Source organism: Bradyrhizobium sp. 192 (assembly GCF_023100965.1).
In the GTDB taxonomy this organism is placed as follows: domain Bacteria; phylum Pseudomonadota; class Alphaproteobacteria; order Rhizobiales; family Xanthobacteraceae; genus Bradyrhizobium; species Bradyrhizobium symbiodeficiens.
On sequence record NZ_CP064690.1, the window covers coordinates 913,089 to 936,062 of the forward strand.

At 63.5% G+C, this 22,974-nt stretch carries 19 protein-coding genes; 13 read left to right on the plus strand and 6 right to left on the minus strand.

Going from position 1 to position 22,974, the window contains the following annotated elements; genetic code table 11:
• Positions 1-110: 110 nt before the first annotated feature.
• The 8 genes from urtA (at position 111) to IVB24_RS04280 (ending at position 7,869) form a co-directional block, all read left to right on the plus strand.
• Complete coding sequence (urtA, locus tag IVB24_RS04245; RefSeq protein ID WP_094976246.1) at positions 111-1,370, plus strand: urea ABC transporter substrate-binding protein; 1,260 nt, start codon at positions 111-113, stop codon at positions 1,368-1,370.
• A gap of 132 nt (positions 1,371-1,502) precedes the next feature.
• Positions 1,503-2,429, plus strand: coding sequence for an urea ABC transporter permease subunit UrtB (urtB, locus tag IVB24_RS04250; RefSeq protein WP_094976247.1), 927 nt, complete (start codon positions 1,503-1,505; stop codon positions 2,427-2,429).
• A gap of 18 nt (positions 2,430-2,447) precedes the next feature.
• Entirely contained in the window at positions 2,448-3,590 is a 1,143-nt protein-coding gene (gene urtC, locus IVB24_RS04255; RefSeq protein ID WP_094976248.1) for an urea ABC transporter permease subunit UrtC, read from the plus strand.
• A gap of 11 nt (positions 3,591-3,601) precedes the next feature.
• The gene (gene urtD, locus IVB24_RS04260) at positions 3,602-4,357 is read left to right on the plus strand and encodes an urea ABC transporter ATP-binding protein UrtD (RefSeq protein WP_027531396.1); all 756 of its coding nucleotides are present in this window, start codon (positions 3,602-3,604) and stop codon (positions 4,355-4,357) included.
• 10 nt (positions 4,358-4,367) lie between these two features.
• Positions 4,368-5,057, plus strand: a complete 690-nt coding sequence (gene urtE / locus IVB24_RS04265; RefSeq protein ID WP_094976249.1) for an urea ABC transporter ATP-binding subunit UrtE — start codon at positions 4,368-4,370, stop codon at positions 5,055-5,057.
• Between the two features lie 27 nt (positions 5,058-5,084).
• The gene (gene fmdA, locus IVB24_RS04270) at positions 5,085-6,314 is read left to right on the plus strand and encodes a formamidase (RefSeq protein WP_247772143.1); all 1,230 of its coding nucleotides are present in this window, start codon (positions 5,085-5,087) and stop codon (positions 6,312-6,314) included.
• A gap of 92 nt (positions 6,315-6,406) precedes the next feature.
• Positions 6,407-6,784, plus strand: coding sequence for a zinc ribbon domain-containing protein (locus tag IVB24_RS04275; RefSeq protein ID WP_094976251.1), 378 nt, complete (start codon positions 6,407-6,409; stop codon positions 6,782-6,784).
• 44 nt (positions 6,785-6,828) lie between these two features.
• Entirely contained in the window at positions 6,829-7,869 is a 1,041-nt protein-coding gene (locus IVB24_RS04280; protein ID WP_247772144.1) for an aliphatic amidase, read from the plus strand.
• Between the two features lie 162 nt (positions 7,870-8,031).
• Here IVB24_RS04280 and IVB24_RS04285 read toward each other — a convergent pair whose 3' ends face one another.
• The 4 genes from IVB24_RS04285 to IVB24_RS04300 form a co-directional block, all read right to left on the minus strand.
• On the minus strand, positions 8,032-8,862 hold the full coding sequence (locus IVB24_RS04285; protein ID WP_247772145.1) for an MlaD family protein: 831 nt from the start codon (positions 8,860-8,862) through the stop codon (positions 8,032-8,034).
• 145 nt (positions 8,863-9,007) lie between these two features.
• Positions 9,008-11,227 carry an acetate--CoA ligase family protein gene (locus IVB24_RS04290; protein WP_247772146.1) on the minus strand — a complete coding sequence of 740 codons (2,220 nt, stop codon included), beginning with the start codon at positions 11,225-11,227 and terminating at the stop codon, positions 9,008-9,010.
• Between the two features lie 302 nt (positions 11,228-11,529).
• Complete coding sequence (locus IVB24_RS04295; RefSeq protein WP_247772147.1) at positions 11,530-12,141, minus strand: class GN sortase; 612 nt, start codon at positions 12,139-12,141, stop codon at positions 11,530-11,532.
• Positions 12,142-12,259: 118 nt separating this feature from the next.
• Positions 12,260-14,521 (minus strand): marine proteobacterial sortase target protein, encoded by a 2,262-nt coding sequence (locus IVB24_RS04300; protein WP_247772148.1) that lies wholly within the window; start codon positions 14,519-14,521, stop codon positions 12,260-12,262.
• A 186-nt stretch (positions 14,522-14,707) separates the two neighbouring features.
• Between IVB24_RS04300 and IVB24_RS04305 the strand changes: the two genes are divergently transcribed.
• The gene (locus tag IVB24_RS04305; protein ID WP_247772149.1) at positions 14,708-15,478 is read left to right on the plus strand and encodes a helix-turn-helix transcriptional regulator; all 771 of its coding nucleotides are present in this window, start codon (positions 14,708-14,710) and stop codon (positions 15,476-15,478) included.
• Between the two features lie 75 nt (positions 15,479-15,553).
• On the opposite strand, the gene IVB24_RS04310 is transcribed toward IVB24_RS04305, so the two are convergent.
• Both IVB24_RS04310 and IVB24_RS04315 read right to left on the minus strand, forming a co-directional pair.
• On the minus strand, positions 15,554-16,777 hold the full coding sequence (locus IVB24_RS04310) for an ABC transporter substrate-binding protein (protein ID WP_094976258.1): 1,224 nt from the start codon (positions 16,775-16,777) through the stop codon (positions 15,554-15,556).
• Positions 16,778-16,853: 76 nt separating this feature from the next.
• The gene (locus IVB24_RS04315; RefSeq protein WP_247772150.1) at positions 16,854-18,404 is read right to left on the minus strand and encodes a long-chain fatty acid--CoA ligase; all 1,551 of its coding nucleotides are present in this window, start codon (positions 18,402-18,404) and stop codon (positions 16,854-16,856) included.
• A 266-nt stretch (positions 18,405-18,670) separates the two neighbouring features.
• Here IVB24_RS04315 and IVB24_RS04320 point away from each other — a divergent pair, with 266 nt between their 5' ends.
• The 4 genes from IVB24_RS04320 (at position 18,671) to IVB24_RS04335 (ending at position 22,736) form a co-directional block, all read left to right on the plus strand.
• Complete coding sequence (locus IVB24_RS04320; protein ID WP_247772151.1) at positions 18,671-19,807, plus strand: acyl-CoA dehydrogenase family protein; 1,137 nt, start codon at positions 18,671-18,673, stop codon at positions 19,805-19,807.
• A 132-nt stretch (positions 19,808-19,939) separates the two neighbouring features.
• The gene (locus IVB24_RS04325; protein WP_247772152.1) at positions 19,940-21,103 is read left to right on the plus strand and encodes an acyl-CoA dehydrogenase family protein; all 1,164 of its coding nucleotides are present in this window, start codon (positions 19,940-19,942) and stop codon (positions 21,101-21,103) included.
• Positions 21,103-21,759, plus strand: a complete 657-nt coding sequence (locus IVB24_RS04330; protein ID WP_166467770.1) for a glutathione S-transferase family protein — start codon at positions 21,103-21,105, stop codon at positions 21,757-21,759. The genes IVB24_RS04325 and IVB24_RS04330 overlap by 1 nt, the downstream gene beginning before the upstream one ends.
• 176 nt (positions 21,760-21,935) lie before the next feature.
• Positions 21,936-22,736: an AraC family transcriptional regulator gene (locus tag IVB24_RS04335; protein WP_140481596.1), complete on the plus strand. Its 801-nt coding sequence runs from the start codon at positions 21,936-21,938 to the stop codon at positions 22,734-22,736.
• The last annotated feature ends 238 nt before the right edge of the window (positions 22,737-22,974 follow it).

The following is a 22,974-nucleotide window of genomic DNA, read 5'->3' on the forward strand; positions in this document are numbered from 1 at the left end:
GTCGGCATTTTGCGGTGCAGTATACGCGATCTTGCGTATGCTTCCGCCACCCGGATCCGAGCCATCCTCACGGCACCAATCGCGTGTTCTCGAACAAAAGTGGGGTGCTCATGTCAGACGAACCAAACAAGGGCCTTTTGTCGCCGCTCCGGCGCAAACTATTGATGGGAATGGCCGCCGTGCCCGCCATCACGATGCTGCCGCGGGCGTCATTTGCGCAGGCCCCGGCGACTTCGGCGGTCAACACCACCGGCCTTGCGGTCACCGACACCGAGGTGACGGTCGGCATCCTGCACTCGGCGACCGGCACCATGGCCATCTCCGAGACCGGCTCGATCGAGGCCGAAAAGCTCGCCATCGAGCAGATCAACGCCATGGGCGGCGTGCTCGGTCGCAAGATCAAGTTCATCCAGGAAGACGGCGCCAGCGACTGGCCGACTTTCGCGGAGAAGGCCAAGAAGCTGCTTGTCAACGACAAGGTCGCGGCAATCATGGGTTGCTGGACCTCAGCCTCGCGCAAGGCGGTGCTGCCGGTCGTGGAGCAGTATAACGGCATGCTCTATTATCCGACCTTCTACGAAGGTCTCGAGCAGTCCAAGAACGTGATCTACACCGGCCAGGAGGCGACCCAGCAGATTCTCGCCGGCCTGAACTGGATCGCGAAGGAGAAGGGCGCGAAGAGCTTCTTCTTCATCGGCTCCGACTACATCTGGCCGCGCACCTCCAACAAGATCGCGCGCAAGCACGTCGAGAACGTGCTCAAGGGCAAGGTCGTCGGCGAGGAATACTATCCGCTCGGCAACACCCAGTTCAACTCGGTCATCAACAAGATCAAGCTGACCAAGCCCGACGTGATCTTCACCGACGTCGTGGGCGGCTCCAACGTCGCCTTCTACAAGCAGCTCAAGGCCGCCGGCATCGATCTCTCCAAGCAGGCGCTGCTGACGATCTCGGTGACCGAAGACGAAATCGACGGCATCGGCGGCGAGAACATCGCCGGCGCCTATGCCTGCATGAAGTACTTCCAGTCGCTCGACAATCCCAACAACAAGGCCTTCGTGCCGGCGTTCAAGAAGATGTGGGGCGAAAAGACCGTCATCGGAGACGTCACCCAGGCTGCCTATCTCGGCCCGTGGCTGTGGAAATTGACGGTCGAGAAGGCCGGTTCCTTCGACGTCGACAAGATCGCGGCGGCTTCGCCCGGCGTCGAGTTCAAGGGCGCGCCGGAAGGCTATGTGCGCATCCACGAGAATCATCACCTCTGGTCGAAGACCCGGGTGGGGCGCGCCAAGCTGGATGGCCAGTTCGAGCTGATCTACGAGACCGCCGATCTCGTCGAGCCCGATCCGTTCCCGAAGGGCTACCAGTAAGAAGCGCTCCTCGCCGCGCATTCTTCCAAACACCAAGCCTCTCCCTGGCGTGGACAGCAAATCCACGCCCAAGACCCCCGCGCCGCGAATCTTCTCGCGGCGCGGGGACCTTATCCCCGACGGAGGACATCGATGTTCGGCGACTACTCGCTTGGTGATCTCGGCTCCATCTTCGTCATGCAGGGCTTTGCAGGACTGATCCTGTTCTCGGTCTACGTGCTGATGGCGCTCGGGCTTGCGATCATTTTCGGCCAGATGGGCGTCATCAACATGGCCCATGGCGAATTCATGATCCTCGGCGCCTACGTCACCTGGATGACCTCGAGCTTCTTCCAGTCCTATTTACCGAGCCTGTTCAGCGGCTACTTCTTTCTCGCGATGATCCTGGCCTTCATCGCCTCCGGTGCGTTGGGAATGCTCGTGGAATGGGTGCTGATACGGCACCTCTACAAGCGCCCGCTCGACACGCTGCTGGCGACCTGGGGCCTCAGCCTGATCCTGCAGCAGGCCTATCGCTCCGTGTTCGGCGCGCGTGAAGTCGGCGTCGAATTGCCGCAGTGGATGCTGGGATCGCTGCACGTCACCGACAGTATCGAAGTCCCGATCAACGGCGTCTTCGTGATGTGTCTGACCTTGCTGATCACCATCAGCGTCGCCTATGTCATGTACAAATCGCGCTGGGGTCGCCAGGTGCGCGCCGTTGTGCAGAACCGCATCATGGCCGGTGCTGTCGGCATCAACACCGAAAAGGTCGATCGCTACACTTTCGGTCTCGGCTGCGGCATCGCCGGAATCGCCGGCAGCGCCTTCACGATGATCGGCTCTACAGGCCCGACCTCCGGACAGCTCTACATCGTCGACACGTTCCTCGTGGTCGTTTTCGGCGGCGCGGCGAGCCTGGTCGGCACCATCGCCTCGGCCTTCTCGATCTCGCAGACGCAATCCACCCTCGAGTTCTTCATGTCGGGCTCGATGGCCAAGGTGCTGACGCTGCTCGCCGTTGTCGGAATCCTGATGCTGCGGCCGCAAGGGCTGTTCGCCCTCAAGGTCCGCAAGTGAGAAATAGAGGCTGATGCAATGACCGACAATCGGTTCTTCAATCGATCGGAGCTCATCGGGATTCTCGTGCTCGCGGTCTTCCTGGTGGTGGTGCTGCCGCTCACGCTCGACGTCTTCAGGCTCAATCTGGTCGCGAAATACCTGACCTATGCCTTCGTCGCGCTGGGATTGGTGATCTGCTGGGGCTATGGCGGCATTCTCAGCCTCGGCCAGGGCGTGTTCTTCGGGCTCGGCGGTTACTGCATGGCGATGTTCCTCAAGCTCGAGGCATCGAGCGTGGAGAACACCAAGATCCAGTCGACCCCCGGAATTCCGGACTTCATGGACTGGAATCAGATCACGTCGCTGCCGCTGTTCTGGCAGCCGTTTCACAGTCTCACCTTCACCATCCTCGCCATTATCCTGGTTCCCGGCATCTTCGCGCTGATCATCGGCACCGCGATGTTCAAGCGCCGCGTCGGCGGCACCTATTTCGCGATCATAACCCAGGCGGTTGCGGCCATCCTCACCATCCTGATCGTGGGCCAACAGGGCTATACTGGCGGCATCAACGGCATGACCGATCTGCGGACGCTGAAGGGGTGGGACATCAGGCCCGATCACGCCAAGGTCGTGCTGTACTTCTTCGAGGTCGGATGCCTGCTCGTCTGCATCATGATCGCGCAGTTCGTCCGGCACTCCAAGCTCGGACGCATCCTGGTCGCGATGCGCGAGAAGGAGGATCGCGTCAGGTTCTCCGGCTACAGCGTCGCGAATTTCAAGATCTTCGCCTTCTGCATCGCCGCCGTGTTCGCCGCGATCGGCGGCGCCATGTTCGCACTCAATGTCGGCTTCATGTCGCCGTCCTTCGTCGGCATCGTGCCGTCGATCGAAATGGTGATCTACACCGCGGTCGGCGGACGGTTGTCGATCCTCGGCGCGGTCTACGGCACGCTGCTGGTCAATTTCGCCAAGACCAGCCTGTCGGAGACGTTTCCCGAATTGTGGCTGTTCGGACTTGGCGGATTGTTCATCGCCGTGGTGCTCGCATTTCCGAACGGCCTTGCCGGAATCTGGGGCGACTATGTGCAGCCGCGCATCGACCGCCTGATGCCGTCGCGCAAATCGAAACCCGACGGTTGGACCGATAGCTCGGTCGCCGACGGCGCTCCGGCAGAGTGAGGAGATAGATCATGCTCGTCGGTCATCAGCCCAAGGAATTCCTGCTTGCTGTCGAGGCCCTCACGGTGTCGTTCGACGGGTTCAAGGCGGTCAATGATCTTTCCTTCTACGTCGATGAGAACGAGATCCGCGTCATCATCGGTCCCAACGGTGCCGGCAAGACCACGGTGCTCGACCTGATCTGCGGCAAGACCAAAGCCACGTCGGGTTCGATCCAGTTCCGCGGCAAGGAGCTGACGCGGATGAAGGAGAACGAGATCGTCAAGACCGGCGTCGGCCGCAAGTTCCAGAACCCCTCGATCTACGACGATCTCACGGTGTTCGAGAATCTCGAGATTTCCTATCCGCGCGGACGCTCGGTGTTTGGCGCGCTGACCTTCACCCGCGATGCCGCGGTGCGCGACCGGGTGCACGAGGTCGCCGAGATGATTTTCCTGAAGGATCGGCTGAACATGAGCGCCGATCTGCTCAGCCACGGCCAGAAGCAGTGGCTCGAGATCGGCATGCTGCTGATCCAGGATCCCGACCTTCTGATGCTGGACGAGCCGGTCGCCGGCATGAGCGTGTCCGAGCGCACCAAGACCGCGGAGCTGCTCAATCGCATCATCAAGAACCGTTCGGTGCTGGTGATCGAGCACGACATGAAGTTCGTCGAGGACATCGCGCACAAGGTCACTGTGCTCCACCAGGGCCAGATCCTCTCGGAGGGGACCATGGAGAAAGTGCAGAACGATCCCAAGGTCATCGAAGTCTATCTCGGCCACTAAGGAGCGCGCGATGCTGGCTATTTCTGATCTCCACGTCGCCTACGGCCAGAGCGAGGTGCTGCACGGCCTCAACGTCAAGGTCGCGCCCAACGAGATCGTTGCGATCATGGGCCGCAACGGCATGGGCAAGACCACGCTGATGAAATCGCTGATGGGCATCCTCCCTGCGAAGAGCGGCTCGGTGACCATGGACGGCGCCGAGCTCGGCGGCCTGCCGAGCTATGACCGCGTGGCCAAGGGTCTCGCCTATGTGCCGCAGGGCCGCATGATCTTTTCGACCATGACGGTGAAGGAGAACATCGAGACCGGTCTCGTCGTCTCCGGCGGGACCGAGGTCCCCGCCGATATCTACGAACTATTCCCGGTGCTGCTGGAGATGAAGGGCCGCCGCGGCGGTAATCTCTCCGGCGGACAACAACAGCAGCTCGCCATCGCGCGTGCGCTGGCGACCAAGCCGAAGGTGCTGCTGCTGGATGAGCCCACCGAAGGCATCCAGCCCTCGATCATCAAGGAGATGGCGCGCACGCTGAAGCGCATCCGCGATGAGAAGGGCTTGTCGATCGTCGTGTCCGAGCAGGTCCTGAGCTTCGCGCTCGATATCGCCGACCGCGTGCTGGTCATCGAGAACGGCGCGATCGTGCGCGACGATCCGCGCGACGCCGTCGATGCCGCGCAGGTCTCGAAATATCTGTCCGTCTAACCAACCGTGTAAAAGGGGAGCTTCTCGATGCCAGAGACACTGATCAAGGTCGATCTCACCAAGTCGGCCTACGAAAATGACATGGTGCACAACCGCTGGCACCCCGATATCCCGATCGTGGCTTGGGTCAATCCCGGCGACGATTTCATCATCGAGACCTATGACTGGACCGGCGGCTTCATCAAGAACAATGATTCCGCCGACGACGTGCGCGACATCGACCTCTCGATCGTGCACTTCCTCTCCGGTCCGATCGGCGTCAAGGGCGCCGAGCCCGGCGACCTTCTCGTCGTTGATCTGCTCGACGTCGGCCCGATGAAGGAGAGCCTCTGGGGCTTCAACGGCTTCTTCTCCAAGCAGAACGGCGGCGGCTTCCTGACCGACCACTTCCCGTTGGCGCAAAAGTCGATCTGGGACATCAAAGGCCTCTACACTTCGTCGCGCCATATCCCCGGCGTCAACTTCGCCGGCCTGATCCATCCCGGCCTGATCGGCTGTCTGCCTGATCCGAAGATGCTGGAGACCTGGAACAAGCGCGAGGCCGAGCTGATCTCGACCAACCCGACCCGCGTGCCCGGCCTGGCCAACCCGCCCTTCGCGGCGACCGCCCATGGCGGCCGCGCCAAGGGCGACGTGAAGGCCAAGATCGGCGCGGAAGGCGCCCGCACCGTGCCGCCGCGCGAGCATGGCGGTAATTGCGACATCAAGGATCTCTCCCGCGGCTCGAAGATCTACTTCCCGGTCTACGTGCCCGGCGCCGGTCTTTCGATGGGCGATTTGCATTTCAGCCAGGGCGACGGCGAGATCACCTTCTGCGGCGCCATCGAGATGGCCGGCTGGCTGCATCTGAAGGTCGAGGTGATCAAGGACGGCATGTCGAAATACGGCATCAAGAACCCGATCTTCAAGCCGTCGCCGATCACGCCGAACTACAAGGACTATCTGATCTTCGAGGGCATCTCGGTCGACGAGGCCGGCAAGCAGCATTATCTCGACGTTCATATCGCCTACCGCCAGGCCTGCTTGAACGCGATCGAGTATCTGAAGAAGTTCGGCTACTCCGGCGCCCAGGCCTATTCGATCCTCGGCACCGCGCCGTGTCAGGGCCACATCTCCGGCGTGGTCGACGTGCCCAATGCCTGCGCCACGCTGTGGCTGCCGACGGAGATCTTCGACTTCGACGTGATGCCGTCGTCGGCAGGTCCCATCAAGCACATCAAGGGCGATATCCAGATGCCGATTTCGCCGGACAAATGATCCCTGCACGACGGGATGCGGGGCGGTGTGTACTTGCCGCCCCGCACCCGCCGCGAGGAGTGATGAACAGGCGACAGCGTGGGGATGATGCGATGCCGGTCTACGAATATCTCTGTGACGATTGTGGTCCGTTCAAGGATCTGCGCCCGATGGCGGAATGCGACGATCCGCAGAGCTGCCCGCACTGCGAGACGATGGCGCCTCGGGTGATCCTGACCGCACCGAATTTCTTCTGCATGCCGTCGGAGACGCGTAAGGCGCATGCCGTCAACGAGCGCAGCTCGCACGCGCCACAGACGCTTGCGCAGTACAAGGCCTCGCACGGTCCCGGCTGCGGCTGCTGCTCGTCGGGCAAGACGGTGAAGGACAGGGGCTCGCCGGACAAGAAGAAGCCGGCGCGGCTGGTGACGAAGACCAGGAGCGGCGCGAAGGGCTTTCCAACGGCGCGTCCCTGGATGATCAGCCACTAACGCAGGCGATGACCTCAAACGAATAAAAGACAGGAGCGCTCAACATGCTTCACGGTGACATTTCCAGCAGCAATGACACGGTCGGCGTCGCCGTCGTCAATTACAAGATGCCGCGCCTGCACACCAAGGCCGAGGTGCTCGACAACGCCCGCAAGATCGCCGACATGGTGGTTGGCATGAAGGTCGGCTTGCCTGGCATGGACCTCGTCATCTTTCCCGAATACTCCACGCAAGGGATCATGTACGATTCCAACGAGATGTACGAGACGGCATGCGCGGTGCCCGGTGAGGAGACCGCGATCTTCGCCGAGGCCTGCCGGAAGGCGAAGGTATGGGGCGTGTTCTCGCTGACGGGCGAGCGCCACGAGGAGCATCCGAACAAGGCGCCCTACAACACCCTGATCCTGATGAACGACAAGGGCGAGATCGTACAGAAGTACCGCAAGATCATGCCGTGGGTCCCGATCGAAGGCTGGTATCCCGGCAATTGCACCTACGTCTCCGACGGCCCGAAGGGCATGAAGGTCAGCCTGATCATCTGCGACGACGGCAATTTTCCGGAGATCTGGCGTGATTGCGCCATGAAGGGCGCCGAGCTGATCGTGCGCTGCCAGGGCTATATGTATCCGGCCAAGGAGCAGCAGGTCCTGATTTCCAAGGCGATGGCCTGGGCCAACAACGTCTATGTCGCGGTCGCCAATGCCGCCGGCTTCGACGGCGTCTATTCCTACTTCGGCCACTCCGCGATCATCGGCTTCGACGGCCGCACACTCGGCGAGTGCGGCGAGGAGGATTACGGCATCCAGTACGCACAGCTCTCGAAGCATCTGATCCGCGATGCGCGCCGCAATGGCCAGTCGCAAAACCATCTCTACAAGCTGGTCCACCGCGGCTATACCGGCATGATCAATTCCGGCGAGAGCCCGCGCGGCGTTGCGGCCTGTCCCTATGATTTCTACAAGAACTGGATCGCCGATCCCGAAGGCACACGGGACATGGTCGAGGCGATGACCCGCTCGACGCCGGGGACCGACGAGTGCCCGATCGATGGCATCCCGAATGGCTCGTCTCCGAGCAACTACTAAGGCATGATCCGGGAAAGTGCGCAGCGGCTTTCCGAAAAGATCATGCTTGAACACAACCTGAAGCGCGATGGCGATCTATCCTGATCGCATCGCGCTTTAAGGCATTGCCGGCACCAACCCCCGCTTCCGCGCGCGCAAGGGCATCGTGCGCTGCGCGTGATTCTATCGCTTCTGCTGTACAGGTTTGCGCGGCGGGCGCGGTGCGGCGGCGGGCGTGGGCGTCCCGCTCATCTTGTTGGCGGCCTCGCTGACGTCGAGCAGCGAGCGACGGATGTCCTCGAGGTAGCCGGCCGATTTCTTCTTCATGGTGTCGGCAAGCTCGTGCAGCCCCTGTATCTTTTCGAACAGTTCGTCGGCCTTGCCGTCGACGAAGCCGGGCACTGCGCCCTCGATCTTCGTGACCGCCTTGTCGAAGCCCGCGAAGGCGCTGTCGACCTTGGCCATGACGGAGTCGATTTCGCCGCCCTTGCTCCGGAGATCAGCGGTGTAGTCCTCGAACGTGCGCAGGCCTTCCTTGATCGCGGGTGCGTTGCTGACGATCGTGCGGTCGACGCTGTGCAGGGTGTCGACGATGGTCTCGGCGTCGCTGAGGTCGGCGGTCAGTACGGGGACGCCGTCCGCGTCCAGCGGCACCGGCGGCGCGGAGGGCGCGCCCCCGATCAGCGAGATCGCGGCAACGCCGGTGAGGCCCTGGAACTCGATGCCCGCCACGGTGTCCTTGCGGATCGGCGCGGTGTTGTCGAGCATCACCAGCGCCACGATCCTGCGCGGGCTGTCCAGCTTGATCGACAGGATCTGGCCCGCGGGCACGCCGTCGAAATTGACCGGTCCGCCGCGGCGCAGCCCGGAGGCCGAGCCGCCCTCGAATACCACGCGCAACTGGCTGCGGCTCTGGATGGTGCGCCATTTCTGCAAGCCGAGCACGCCGCCGAACGCCACGGCGATCACCGCCAGCGTCGCCGTTCCAATCACCAGATGACTCGCGCGTGCCATGCGGGAGGTTTTACGGCCAAAGCAGGGAAGTTGGAAGGAGTTCGCGATGTTAAGTGGGGCGAGTTAGCGCAGCGTAACCCGCCGCCGTCTTCTCCCCCCGCGGCGGATTACGCTGCGCTAATCCGCCCTACGCGTTTCTGGCGCTTCAATGCCCGGCCGCGCGTTTTGCCGCGGCGTTGTTGAGGACGATCAGGGCGTCGACCGCCACGCCCGTCCGGGTGTTGATGAGGAACGGGTTGATGTCGATCGAGGCGATCCGATCGCCGGCATCCGCGATCAGATTGGACAGGCCGACCAGCGCCTTCACCGCGGAGGCTTCATGCAGGGCCGGCTTGCCGCGATAGCCGCGCAGCTTGATACCGGCCTTGGTGCGGCCGATCAGGAGCCGCGCCTCGGCCTCGTCCAGCGGCGCACCGGCGAGCGCGACGTCCTTCATCAGCTCGATGTCGACGCCGCCGGTGCCGAACAGCACGACCGGCCCCATCTCGGCATCGAGCGAGGCACCGACCACGAGCTCCAGCTCGGCCTTGACCTGCTGGGCGATCAGGATGCCGTCGAGCTTCGGCCTGCCCTTCAGCTTCGCGACCCGTGCGGTGATGTCGGCAAACGCCTTCTTCACCTCGGCGGCGCTGTTCAGGTTCAACACCACGCCGCCGATGTCGGACTTGTGCAGGATCTCGGCGCTGACGAGTTTTGCCACGACCGGAAAGCCGATCTGCTTGGCGATCTTCACCGCCTCGGCCGCCGTCTGTGCGATCGCCTCCTTCGAGATCGGAATGCCGTAGGCCTTCAGCAGCTTCTTCGAGGCGACCTCGTCGAGCGCGGCACCGCTGGCCGATTTCAGCGCCTTCTCCAGCACGGCGCGCGCGGCGGGTTTGGAGCTCGAGACGATATCGGGTACCTCCTTGCGCAGCCTGGCATAGTCGAGCAGCGACTTGATTGCGGTCACCGCGCGGTCCATGCCCTGCATGACCGCGAGATGCGGCAGCGACTTGCGCAAGGATTTGGTGAACTCGGTGAAACCGATCGACATCGCGCTGATATAGATCACAGGCTTGCCGCCCTGGCGCGCCATCTCGTCGACGATGCGCAAATTGCGCTCGCGCAGCTCGTGCGGAGCCTTCGGCAGCTCGGCATCGACGATGACGATGTCGATATCCGGATCGTCGATCATCAGCTTGATCGACTTCATATAGACCGAGGGATCGACGACCGCGGCAAAGCCGGCGTCGAGCGGGTTGCCGACGATCGAGCCCGGCCCGAGCATCTTCGCCAGTTCGGCGCCGACATGCGGGCTCAGCGGCGCAAAGTTCAAGCCCTCGGCATAGAAGGCATCCAGCAGCATGCCGCGTTTGCCGCCCGACAGCGTGACGGCGGCGAGCCGGTCGCCCTTGGGCACGGCGGAATGAACGAAGCACTCGGTGGTCTCGATCAGCTCGTCGAGGCCGCCGACCCGGATCACCCCTTCGCGCGTTGCTACGGCGTCGAACGTCTCGATCGAGCCCGCGAGCGCGCCGGTGTGGGCCATCGCCGCGGCGCGGCCGCCTTCGGAGGCGCCGAGCTTGAGCGCGATCACGGGCTTGCTCGCGGCGCGCGCCGCCTTGCAGGCGTCACGAAACGCCTTGGTGTTGCGCACGCCCTCAAGATAGACGACGATCACCTTGATGCTCGGATCCTCGGCGAAATAACGCATCAGGTCCGGCGTCTCGAGTCCGGCCTCGTTGCCGGTCGTCACCATGTATCCGACACCGACACCCCGATCCTCCAGCGCCTGGCGGATCGCCATGACGATGGCGCCGGACTGCCCGGCGATCGCCACTGCACCCTGCTCCATGGTGACGATGCGGTCGTCGATGTTGGTGAAGAGCTTTTCGCCAGCGCTCAGATTGCCGAGGCAATTCGGGCCGGTGACGGCAAGTCCCGTCTCGCGTATCGCCGCTTGCAACTCGGCCGCGAGCTTCTGGCTTTCCTCGTCCTGCAACTCGCTGAAGCCAGAGGTGACGATGGTGGCCGACCGTGCGCCGGCTGCCGCGGCGTCGCGGATCACCTGCACCGCAAAGCGCGCCGGCACCAGCACCAGAACGTGGTCCGGCTTCTCCGGCAGGCTCGCGAAGTCCTTGTAGCAGGGCACGCCCCAGATGGCTTCCCGCTTGGCGTTGACCGGATAGAGGCCGCCCTCGTACCCGTATTTGATCAGATTATTCCAGATGCGTTCGGCATAATTGCCGGGCTTGTCGGTCGCGCCCACCAGCACGATGTTGTGCGGGTGCAGCATGGCGTGGATGCCCTTGACGATGTCTCCGGCGTCGGGCGATGGCGACCAGGGGCGCGGAGAAACCGATGCGGCGGGCACTTGAGCTTCCATGCGCTTCCTTCACTTCTTGTTCTTGTTGCAACGCGCTGTCGCGCGCCGGCTTCGGGGGCTGATCGTGGCCGCTCCATGCCGCGAGACGGAATGGGCAGGATGTGACGACAAGGCTAGCATCACGAGACTTTTGGCGAAAGTGCGAACGGTCCGGCAAGATGCCAGGAAACCGTGACCCTTATTCTCTCAAATGGCAGTCATGCCGCTGCTGTCCATCGTGGTGCCGACCCTCGATCGTCCCGACACGCCTCGCCACGCGCTCGCGACCATGGCGTGCCAGCCTGCGCATGCAGATTGCGAGTTCATCGTTCAGAACAATGGCGGCAATCCCGAGATCGCGAAGATGGTCGCAGATCTTCGATCAAGGTGGCATGCAGCACATAGCGCTCCGGGCCCGACGTGACGGCGTCGAACGGCCAACAGGTCGTAAGCACGAGTTCCACACCCTGCGTCGAGGGATCGATGCCCGACGTGTCGAAACGGACAACGGCCGAAGAATCCGCCCGATAGCGAAAATGCCTGCCGTCGCGGCGCGTGATCTCAAGCACGTCACCGACGGCGACATTCCGCAGGAAACGGAAATGTGTGTCGCGATGCGCTGCGTATACGGCAACTCCACGCTCGCCGGCATCAACCGTTTGCTGGATATGGCCCGGCCCGAAGGCGAGCGCCTGGCCGCTGGTGCCTTCCAGCACGATCACGCTGGCGCCAATCCGCTTCACCTCGATCCGCGCGACCGGCCAAGTGTCGGCCCATGCCCACGGTTTGACCGGCTCGCCCGCCGCAAGGCTCTTGTCGAAGGCGCGCTCAAGCAGCACCTGCGCCAGCCACGCCTTGGCGTGGATGTAGGCGCCGTCGCCAACCAGGATGAGGCCGATCAGGGCCAGAGTCAGGGGAAATAAGAGGCGGGGCATGGCATGGACTCTCGTCGCTTCGCTCGCCGCGATGACAGTACGAAAAAGGCGCGCGCGGCCGTTGGTATGGGACGGGCAGCCGCGCGCGCTAACAGGGGAGCTCGGGGAGGCTCCTCTCTCAAGCGGCGTCGGTGAGCAGGAGCCGACGCCGTTTGAACACGAACAGGCTTAAGGCGAGCACGATCAGGATCAGGCCTGCGATCATCTTCAGCTCGGCTGAGGTTGCGGTCTTGGGCAGACGGATCGCATCAGGCGCTGCGGGTGCCGGACGCCGCGCCGCCGGTGCGGTACGCGCATCGGCATGCCGTTCGCGCAACTGCGCCGGGATCTGCGGCCGTTCGCCGAACACCTTCTCGAAGTCCCAGCCGGCCGGCAGGTTGATCGGCAATTCGCTGAGCTTGAGCGGCGCGCCTTCGGGCCGGCTCGGCGTCTTGTCGACGGCGACAAGGCTGGTCAGGCGCGTGACGATCTGATGGTCGAGCGCCAGCGCCAGGATCACCTTGTCGGCCTCCTCGGGCGCGAGCTCCCGCATCGCGCGCGCCACTTCGGCGTCACCGATCTTGCGCTTGGCCCAGAGTTTCGACAGGCCGTTGCCTTCGGCGGCATCTTGCAGCGGCAGCGTCACCGACCATGGACGATCACCGACGCGCCCCTTGATCTCGAGCGAGCCTGCGAGCTTGTCGAGCCTTGCCGCCAGCACCAGCGGCTCGTCGCGATAGACGTCGGGGATGATCGCCGGGGTGACGTCGGCCCTGGCCTCGGAGAATTTCGCGGTGAGCCCGGTCACGGCCGGATTTTCGAGCTTGGCGAACAAGCCGCGCATGCGCTCCTCCACCTGCTCGACGGATCCGATATGGGTGAAGGCGCCCCGGCCGAGCTCGGCGGCGCGTGTCATCAGATAGGTGTTTGGCGCCGACCCGATGCCGACCATGAAGACGCGCGAGCGGCCGCGCATCGCCGTGATGGCTTCGAACAATTGCTGCTCGTTGCCGATTGCGCCGTCGGTCAGGAAGACGACCTGGCGAACCATGCCGGTGTCGCCGAGCTTGTCGGCCAGCGCGGCGCGCATCGCCGGCACCATCTCGGTGCCGCCGCGCGCCTGCAACGCGCTCACGAACGAGGTTGCCTCGCCGACATGGGCGGCGTCTGCCGGGACGGAGGTGGGAAACAGCAGGTCCATGGTATCGTCGAAACGGATGACGTTGAAGCGGTCGGTCGGCTGGAGCCGGGACAAGGCGTAAGCGAGGCTCGCCTTGGCCTGGACGATCGAGGTGCCGCCCATCGACCCCGAATTGTCGATCACGAACACGACCTCACGCGGTAGCGGCTTTTGCGCCGTCTGCTCGGCGCTGGGCGGAGTGACGAAGGCGAGCAAATAGTCGGAGTCGCCGACATGTTCGCGGAACAGGCCGACCGACGGCGCCTTCTCGGCGGCGGGCTTCCAGGTCAGCTCGAAGTCGCAGTCCGCCGGAACGGCGCCATCGGCGAGCGTGACGACACGCGCCATGTTGTCCGGGCTCTCGATCTTGACGTTATGGTGATGACTCCTGACCTCGCCGAGCGCGAAGCCGGCCTTCAGGCGCACCGTGATGCTGGTCGGATAGACCGGTGCATTCCTGGCGGGATCCAGCACAGGCGGCGTGATGCGGTCACGGTCCGGCACGGGATCCGAGGTCACCGCGCCCCAGCCCGATCCGTCCTTGCGGAAGTCGACGCTCTGGACGATCGGCGCCGGATTGTAGCGCGGTCCGACCACCAGCGGCAGGCGCAGTGAATATTCGTTGCCGGATTGATGCACCGGCTCCTGATATTCGATCTGCACCAGCACGGTCTCGCCGGGGCCGATGTTGGCGACCGAATTGGTGAAGATGTTCGGCCGTTCCTGCTCGGTGAGTGCCGCCTTCTGGCCGGCGCGGCGTGCCTCTTCGTAGATCACGCGGGCCTGCTGCCGTTCCTTGATATCACCGACGATGACGCGACCGCCGACCACCATCTTCAGCGTATCGACGGCGCCGCCGGTCGCGAGCGGATAGACGTAGGTTGCCTCGACCCAGTCCTTGGTCGGGTTGCGGAAGATTTGGGTGACGCGCGCGCGCAGCGTCGGGCCGGAGACCATGATGTCGATGTCAGTGTCGAGGCGGATCGCTTCGGTGGTGGCGCCATCCTCCTTCAGGAGCAGGGAGCCGGACTTGGCGTCGCCGGGCTGAAGCAGGCTCGCCTGCTCGATCGTTGCCGACCAGCTGGTCCCGAAACTGACCAGCAGGGCCACGAAGGCCATCAGCATCACCGCGACGCCTTGCGCGAGAAGAAACAACCCGAGCTTGATCAGCGCCTTCAACATGGGGTGCTCTTCGCTATCGGCCGTGTCGTAGGTGTCCATTGGTCTGCTCCCGGAGGGACGTTTGCTGGCTCTGAGCATTCGCTGGGAGGGGTCGATTTCGCGAGCAGAATGATCGGTCATGTTCCGCCGCGGCCGGCCCGGGCGGGCCGCCGCGGGGCGCTCATGTGCGGTTTTGTGCTGGTTTGTCCGCCCTGCTAGAGTGGCCGTGCTGGAGCAGGGCTAGCGATGCAGATGCAGGACAAGATCACCGACAAGCAGCTTTCGGACGAGCAGAGCCGCGAGATCGCCGAGACCATTCGCGAGGAGCTCGCCCGACGCCGAATCTCCCGGCAGACGCTGGCCGAGCAGGCCAAGCTAAGCCTGTCGACGCTGGAGAAGGTGCTCGGCGGGCGGCGACCGTTCACGCTGGCGACGACGGTCCGGCTGGAGCAGGCGCTGGGCGTCTCCTTGCGCAAGAACCCGGTCGTGGCGGCGCCTCAGGCCGCCAATGATGTCGCTCCCGACAGCCTCGGCTCCTATGCGCATCGCGCCGTGACCTGGCTCGAGGACGTCTACATCACGTTGCGGCCGTCCTTCGGCGACAAGGACGCAATCTTTGCGTACCGCACCGAGATCGTCTGGGAGCCGAAGGTCTCTTCGCTGGTCTTTCGGGAGGGCGATCGGACCGATGCCGCCTACGAGCATACCGGCGAGGTTGCCGTCCCGCATCAGTCAGGCTTCATCTACCTCGTCATCATCAAGCACGGCCAGCATCGCGTGATCACGGTGTCGCGGCCGACGGTCGCCGGCGAGATGTACGGAATCATCTCGACGCTCCGCGCCGGCCCTGGCTCGCAGTTGACGCCGATCGCGGCGCCGATCGCCTACGTGCCGCTGAAGAACATCTCGAAGCCGTCGCTAGGACGAATCGGCTCCGATGATGCAAGCTACGAATTATATCGAAAGCACCTGCGCCGCACAGTGGAGGAGTCTTTCGCGTTCTTCGTATCGGGATAGCTCGCCTCGCGGGTGCAAAAAAAATAGCGGCCCTTCGGCCGCTATTTCGTCGAGATCGGTTCGCCGGCCGCGACCTTAGCCGCCAGTTTCGGCGCTGATGATATCGCCGAACAGCTCCCATTGCCCCTTCTTGAAGCGCCACATCTTGAGCTGCTCGATCGGGGCGAAGTCGGTCGCGGATGTGTTGATCTTGATGCCGGGGATCAGTGTGTCAGGCGCGAAGTCCTTGAGGCTGGCGGCCTGCTTCATCACGTTCTCGCGGGTGAGATTGTCACCTGCTTGCTTCAGCACCTGCACCATGGTCTGCGACGCGGCGTAGCCATAGGCCAGGTTGGCGTCCGAGATGTTGGCGCCGGGCATGTATTTGTCGATGAACGCCATGAACTTCTTCATGCCCTCATCGTCTTTCCACTGGGGATCCGAGGGGTCCTTGAGGTAGCCCGCCGAGAGCACGCCCTCGGACGCTTCCAGGCCGGCCGGCTTCATCACCGCGCCGATCGAGACCGAGACGTCGGTCATCAGGTGCATCGGCTTCCACTCGAGCTCGGCGATCTTCTTGATCGCCTGTGCCGCGAATTTCGGGGTTGCGATGTTGACGAAAACGTCGGCGCCGGTGCCCTTGAGCTTGACGATATGGGCGTCGATCGAAGGCTCCGACGTTTCGTAGCTCTCTTCGGCAACGATCATCTTGGACGCCTTGTCGCCGAACACCTCCTTGATACCTGCGAGGTAGTCCTTGCCGAAATCGTCATTGGCATAGAAAATCGCGACCTTGCCGTCCGGCTTTTCCTTCAGGATGTACTTGGCGAAGATCTGGGCCTCGACCCGGTAGCTGGGCTGAAAGCCCATAGTCCAGGGAAAGTTCTTCGGGTCGTTCCACTTGCTGGCGCCGGTGGCGAGGAACAGCTGCGGCACCTTCTTGGCATTGTGATATTTCTGCACGGCTGTCTGGGTCGGCGTGCCCAGCGCGTTGAAGATCAAAAATACCTCGTCGCTCTCGATCAGCTTGCGGACCTGCTCCACGGTCTTGGGTGGCGAATAGCCGTCGTCATAGGAGATCCAGTTGATCTTGCGGCCGTTGATGCCGCCCTGGTCGTTGATCATCTTGAAATAGGCTTCCTCGGTCTTGCCGATGATGCCGTAGGCCGAAGCGGGGCCGGAATAGGCCTCGACATTGCCGATCTTGATCTCGGTATCGCTGGCGCCGGTGTCGTATTTCTTCTGCGCGAAAGCGCCCTGGTTGGAGAGCAATGTCAGGGCAGTTGCCGCGGCGAGCAGGACGAGTTTCTTGTTCTTCATGGAAATTCCTTGAGGTTTCTTGTTGGATGGAGCAGGCACGTCAAAAAGAAAAAGCGCCCGCGAGGGGCGCTTGGGGTCAGGCGTTGGCGACTTTCTTGTCGACTTCGGAAGTGACTGAGAAGTCCTTGCGCAAGGTCGGCTTGTGGATCTTGCCCGTGGCGTTGCGCGGCAGCGCTTCGACGAAGCGGATCTGGCGTGGGCATTTGAAACGCGCCAGATTGGCCGCACAATGCGCGATGACATCGGCCTCGGTCAGCTTTTGTCCCGGCTTGACCGCGACAATGGCAAGGCCCACTTCACCCCATTGCGGATCGGGAACGCCGATCACGGCGGCTTCGGCAACGGCCGCGAGTTGGTGCAGGACGTTCTCGACTTCGGCCGGATAGACATTCTCGCCGCCGGATATGTACATGTCCTTCCAGCGGTCGACGATGTAGTAGAAGCCCTCTTCGTCGACGCGCGTCGCATCACCGGTGTGTAGCCAGCCGTCGGTGAAGGAGGATTTGTTCGCCTCGGGTCTGTTCCAGTAGCCCGGCGTGATGTTGGGTCCCTTGACCCAGAGCTCGCCAAGTTCGCCGACATCGGCATCGGTGCCGTCGGGCCGCACGATCCGCACCTCGGTGTGCAGCACCGGTTTGCCGGCGGAGCCGGCCTTCCGCGCCGCATCCTCGCGGTCGAGCACCAGAACCGCCGGCGAGGTCTCGGTCATGCCGTAACCCTGCTGGAGCGCGACGCCTCGCGCCTCCCAGACTTTCAAGAGTGGCACCGGCATCGGCGCACCACCGACACCGCCGACGATCAGCCGGCCGAGATCGGTCGTCGCGAAGGCGGGGTGTTGCGCCATGAACTGGTAGATCGCGGGCACGCCGAAGAACACGTTGATGCCCTGCGCGGGATCGTTGATCAGGCCGAGCGCGGCGCCGGGATCGAACGCGCGCATGATCATCACGGTGCCGCCGGCGTGCAGCACCGGATTGGTGTAGCAATTGAGCCCGCCGGTGTGGAACAGCGGCAGCACGGTGAGCAGCACCGAGGCCGGCCCGATGCAGGCGGGGCCGCCGAGATTGACGCAATTCCAGAAGGTCATGCCATGGGTGATGGTCGCGCCCTTCGGATGTCCCGTCGTGCCGGACGTGTACATGATGGTCGAGACGTCATCGAGTGTGACCTGCTCGATCGTCTCGAGCGGCCGTGCGGCCGCGATACCGGCCTCATAGGACCCGCCGGGGCCGAGCAGCAGGCTGGTTGCGATGCCGCACCGCTTTGCAACAGCAAGGGCGGTCTCGGCGAGATCGGTGTCGTGGATCATCACCTTCGGCGCGCAGTCGGCGGTGATGAACTGAAGCTCGGGGACGGTGAGGCGGGTGTTCAGCGGTACGAAGATCGCACCGAGGCGCCCGCAGGCGAATTGAACCTCCAGCGTGTCGGTCGTATTCAGCGCCAGCACCGCGACGCGGTCGCCGCGTGAGACGTTCAGCGTGTGGCGCAGGAACGAGGCGAGGCGCGAGACGCGGGCGTCAAGCTGCGCATAAGTGAAACGGCGCTCGCTCGCGAGGTCGATCACCGCGACCTTGTCAGGCGTGCGGCGGCCATGATGAACGATCCAGTCGTAGTAACGAACGGCCAAGAATTCCTCCCTCGGCGGCTGGTGCCGCCTGCATCCCAATTGTCGTGCACCATGCCCGGCGTGGCCTCGGGGCCAGCCGGAGTTGGTGCATCGACGTCTTTTTTTGATTTGGAGTTGGCGCGCGAGGGGTCAAAATCGTCTTGCGTTGAGTTGCTAGGCCAGAGCCTGCGCTGAAGTGGTTCGCCGGTCAGCCACTCTGCGCAAGTGAGCCGCCGATGTTCCGGCCATGGTGAGCGAGACGAATCCGTCCGCGAGGCGAGACTGCGATGAAGAGCCCGTTCTATACCGCCGAGCACGACGCCTTCCGCGACATGATGCGCCGCTTCGTCGAGAAAGAGATCACCCCGTTTGCCCATGAATGGGACGAGGCCGGCGAATTCCCGCGCGCGCTGTACCGCAAGGCGGCCGAGATCGGCCTGTTGGGGCTGGGATTCCCCGAGGAATATGGCGGGATCGCCGCCGACCAGTTCATGAAGATCGTGGCCAGCCAGGAGCTGGCGCGGGCGGGCGCCGGAGGCGTCAGCGCCAGCCTGATGAGCCACACCATCGGCTCGCCGCCGATCGCGCGGGCTGCGCGACCCGAGGTGAGGGCGCGCGTGCTGCCGCAGGTGCTGTCGGGCGACAAGATCTCCGCCCTCGCGATCACCGAGCCCGGCGGCGGCTCCGATGTTGCGAACCTCGCCACAAAAGCGCGGCGCGACGGCGATCACTACGTCGTGAGTGGCGAGAAGACCTTCATCACGTCAGGGATGCGGGCCGATTATCTGACCGTTGCGGTGCGCACGGGCGGCGAAGGTGCCGGCGGCGTCAGCCTCCTCCTGATCGAGGGCGACACGCCCGGCCTGTCCAGGACGAAACTGAAGAAGATGGGGTGGTGGGCCTCCGATACCGCGACGCTGCATTTCGACGCATGCCGCGTGCCGGCCGAAAATCTGATCGGCGAGGAAGGCCAGGGATTCAAGATCATCATGCAGAACTTCAACAGCGAGCGCATGGGCATGGCAGCAGGCTGCACCGCCTTCGCGCGGGTCTGCCTCGACGAGGCGATCACCTATGCGAAGGAACGCAAGACGTTCGGCAAGCCGCTGGCACAGCACCAGGTCATCCGCCACAAGATCGTGGATATGGCGCAGAAGGTGGCCGCAAGTCAGGCGATGCTGGAAATGCTGGCGTGGCGGCTCGAGCAGGGCGAGAGCCCGGTTGCGGAAATCTGCATGATGAAGAACCAGGCAACGCAGACCATGGCCTTCTGCGCCTCGGAGGCCGTGCAGATTTTCGGCGGCGCCGGCTTCATGCGCGGTATCAAGGCCGAGCGCATCTACCGCGAGGTCAAAGTCAACGCCATCGGCGGCGGCACCGAGGAGATCATGAAAGATCTCGCGTCGCGGCAGATGGGGTTGTGAATGTCTTCTCCGTCATGCCCGGGCTTGTCCCGGGCATCCACGTTCTTGCTGCCGCGTGACGAAGGCGTGGATGGCCGGGGCAAGCCCGGCCATGACGAGCACATCAGAGATACCGAGAGCTGAGCTGACAAAATGCTATTCACCGCCGACCACGACGACATCCGCCGTTCCCTGCAAAAATTCATCGCCAATGAAATCAATCCTCACGTCGATGACTGGGAGAGGGCCGACATCTTTCCGGCGCACGAGCTGTTCAAGAAGATGGGCAGCCTCGGCTTCCTCGGCCTGAACAAGCCCGTGGAGTTCGGCGGCTCGGGCCTCGATTATTCCTACGCGCTGATGATGGCGGAGGAGCTCGGTGCCATCACTTGCGGCGGCGTGCCGATGGCGATCGGGGTGCAGACCGACATGGCGACGCCGGCGCTGGCGCGGTTCGGCTCGGACGAAGTGCGGCGCGAGTTTCTGGCACCCTCGATCTCAGGCGATTTCGTCGCCTGCATCGGCGTCTCCGAGCCCGGCGCGGGCTCCGACGTCGCCTCGATCAAGACCCAGGCGCGCTCCGACGGCGACGATTACGTCATCAACGGCGGCAAGATGTGGATCACCAACGGCACCCAGGCCGACTGGATCTGCCTGCTCGCCAACACCGGCGACGGGCCGGTTCACCGCAACAAGTCGCTGATCTGCGTCCCCATGAAGAGCAAGGGCGTCAACGTCGCGCGAAAGCTCGACAAGATGGGCATGCGCTCGTCCGACACCGCGCAGATCTTCTTCGACGAAGTCCGTGTGCCCAAGCGCAACCGGATCGGCGATGAAGGCAAAGGCTTCACCTATCAAATGATCCAGTTCCAGGAGGAGCGGCTCTGGGGCGCGGCCGCCTGCCTGAAGTCGCATGAATACATCATCAACGAGACCATCGAATACACCCGCAACCGCAAGGCTTTCGGCCAGAGCATCCTCGACAACCAGGTCGTGCACTTCAAGCTGGCGGAGATGCAGACCGAGGTCGAGCTGCTGCGCGCGCTGATCTATCGCGCCGCCGAGCAACTGGTCGCCGGCGAGGACGTCACGAAGCTCGCCACCATGGCCAAGCTGAAGGCCGGCCGGCTCGGGCGTGAGCTCACCGACGCCTGCTTGCAATATTGGGGCGGAATGGGCTTTACCAACGAGACGCCGGTCAGCCGCGCCTATCGCGACAGCCGCCTGACCTCCATCGGCGGCGGTGCCGACGAGGTCATGCTGATGGTCCTGTGCAAGATGATGGGCACGCTGCCCGGCAGCAAAGGAAGTTCCTGATGATCACGCTCTATCATTGCGACGCCGCGCGCTCGTTCCGTCCGCTCTGGATGCTGGAGGAGATGGGGCTGCCCTATGAGCTGAAGATGCTGCCGTTTCCACCGCGGGTCTTCGCCAAGGAATATCTCGCGCTCAATCCGCTCGGCACGATTCCCTTCATGGTCGACGGCGAGACGAAGATGACCGAATCCTCCGGCATCTGCCACTATCTCGGCATCAAGCACGGCCCGACGCCGCTGATGGTCGGACCCGAAGATCCCGCCTATGGCGCGTTCCTGAACTGGATGTATTTCAGCGACGCCACGTTAACCTTCCCCCAGACGCTGGTGCTCCGCTACACCCAGCTCGAGCCGGAAGAGCGCCGCAACCCGCAGGTCGCTAGCGACTATGCCAAATGGTTTCTGGGCCGGTTGCGCGCCGTCGAGGCAGCGACGGCAAATGCTGAAACATTGTGCGCCGGTCGCTTCACCGCCGCTGATATTGTCATCGGCTATGCGCTTCGGCTGGCCGACAATATCGGGCTCGCCAAGGATTTCGGGCCAAATGTCGCGGCCTATTGGGCGCGCCTGCAGCAGCGCGGCGGCTTCAGACGCGCTGTTGCTGCGGAGCAAAAGGCCGGCGCCGAGCAGAATGTTGCACCGCGTGTGAGGGCTTAAGCCCTCGCGCAGGCCGGGATTGTGGTCTCATGACGGTTCGGGACGGCCTCATCGCCGTCCTGAACTGATAATGTTTTGCGCTCCATGATAGCGCTATCCCGTCGTGACAGGGCCCAGATTTCCGCTAAGGTGATTTCCGTCCGCAGCGGCCACAGAGCCGCGCGAGGAGGATCCCAATGGAAGATATCGGTCGCGAATCCGACCATCTGATGCTGATCACACCCGAGCGCGTCTTCTATGCCGGTCTGCTCGGCCGTCCCCGCAAGCGGACCCCCGGCTGCTGTCATGTCTATGTGGCCGTGAAGGGCAACCTGCATTTGACCATCGACGACGCTCTCGCCACCGGTGAGCTGTTCGTCACCCTGCCGAACCAGCGGCATTCCATCGCTAGCGACTACCGCACTGCAATCAGCGTGACGCTCGAGCCGGAGAGCATGCCTGATGGCGTGATCGAGGCCTTGGCCCAGCGGCTGACGGGACCTGACAGGGCGGTCTATGCGCGCAAGATCCTCGCCGCCTACGCGCTGCTGCGCCAGCGCCGCTATGGCGACATCACCACCGCCGAATTCGACGAGATGTGCTTTGGCGAGGCACTGCCGCGCCGTGTGCTGGACCCCCGCGTGATGCGCGCTGTTGCCCGCATCGGCCGCTTCACGGGCGAGCCCGTGACCGCGGATACATGTGCCGCGGACGCGGGTCTCTCCGCCTCGCGCTTCCTGCACCTGTTCAAGGAGGAGACCGGCATCTCCTTCCGTTCCTTCCGCGCCTGGAAGCGCGCTCGGCATTTGCTGCACTTCGCCAATCAGGATCTGAACCTCGCCCATCTCGCGCAGGACATCGGCTATCCCGATTCCACTCACTTCAGTCATTCGATTCGCCGCTTCTACGGCCTCAAGCCGCGCGCGATCTTCGTCGGCTCGCGCGACCTTGCGATCTATCGCAGCACCGAGACGGTGAGGCTGGCGGAGGCGAGCTAGGCGTTGGTCTTGTAGGGTGGGCAAAGCGACAGCGTGCCCACCATCTTCCCCAAGCCCCGAGACGCGGTGGGCACGGCGCAAGTGCGCCTTTGCCCACCCTTGTATTAGCGCATCGGTATAGGATTGGCCCCGTTCCGTGAGGAATGGCCCAGCCCGGGTGGCCACCCTGGCTGGGCCGCCGATCGATCGGATCGATGCCCACCGAAGCCTTGAGGGCTGCGTTTCGTAGCAAGATCGC

Coding starts and splice junctions, on each gene's coding strand:
- urtA (WP_094976246.1), top strand. CDS start 111: ATGTCAGACGAACCAAACAAGGGCCTTTTGTCGCCGCTCCGGCGCAAA.
- urtB (WP_094976247.1), top strand. CDS start 1,503: ATGTTCGGCGACTACTCGCTTGGTGATCTCGGCTCCATCTTCGTCATG.
- urtC (WP_094976248.1), top strand. CDS start 2,448: ATGACCGACAATCGGTTCTTCAATCGATCGGAGCTCATCGGGATTCTC.
- urtD (WP_027531396.1), top strand. CDS start 3,602: ATGCTCGTCGGTCATCAGCCCAAGGAATTCCTGCTTGCTGTCGAGGCC.
- urtE (WP_094976249.1), top strand. CDS start 4,368: ATGCTGGCTATTTCTGATCTCCACGTCGCCTACGGCCAGAGCGAGGTG.
- fmdA (WP_247772143.1), top strand. CDS start 5,085: ATGCCAGAGACACTGATCAAGGTCGATCTCACCAAGTCGGCCTACGAA.
- IVB24_RS04275 (WP_094976251.1), top strand. CDS start 6,407: ATGCCGGTCTACGAATATCTCTGTGACGATTGTGGTCCGTTCAAGGAT.
- IVB24_RS04280 (WP_247772144.1), top strand. CDS start 6,829: ATGCTTCACGGTGACATTTCCAGCAGCAATGACACGGTCGGCGTCGCC.
- IVB24_RS04285 (WP_247772145.1), bottom strand. CDS start 8,862: ATGGCACGCGCGAGTCATCTGGTGATTGGAACGGCGACGCTGGCGGTG.
- IVB24_RS04290 (WP_247772146.1), bottom strand. CDS start 11,227: ATGGAAGCTCAAGTGCCCGCCGCATCGGTTTCTCCGCGCCCCTGGTCG.
- IVB24_RS04295 (WP_247772147.1), bottom strand. CDS start 12,141: ATGCCCCGCCTCTTATTTCCCCTGACTCTGGCCCTGATCGGCCTCATC.
- IVB24_RS04300 (WP_247772148.1), bottom strand. CDS start 14,521: ATGGACACCTACGACACGGCCGATAGCGAAGAGCACCCCATGTTGAAG.
- IVB24_RS04305 (WP_247772149.1), top strand. CDS start 14,708: ATGCAGATGCAGGACAAGATCACCGACAAGCAGCTTTCGGACGAGCAG.
- IVB24_RS04310 (WP_094976258.1), bottom strand. CDS start 16,777: ATGAAGAACAAGAAACTCGTCCTGCTCGCCGCGGCAACTGCCCTGACA.
- IVB24_RS04320 (WP_247772151.1), top strand. CDS start 18,671: ATGAAGAGCCCGTTCTATACCGCCGAGCACGACGCCTTCCGCGACATG.
- IVB24_RS04325 (WP_247772152.1), top strand. CDS start 19,940: ATGCTATTCACCGCCGACCACGACGACATCCGCCGTTCCCTGCAAAAA.
- IVB24_RS04330 (WP_166467770.1), top strand. CDS start 21,103: ATGATCACGCTCTATCATTGCGACGCCGCGCGCTCGTTCCGTCCGCTC.
- IVB24_RS04335 (WP_140481596.1), top strand. CDS start 21,936: ATGGAAGATATCGGTCGCGAATCCGACCATCTGATGCTGATCACACCC.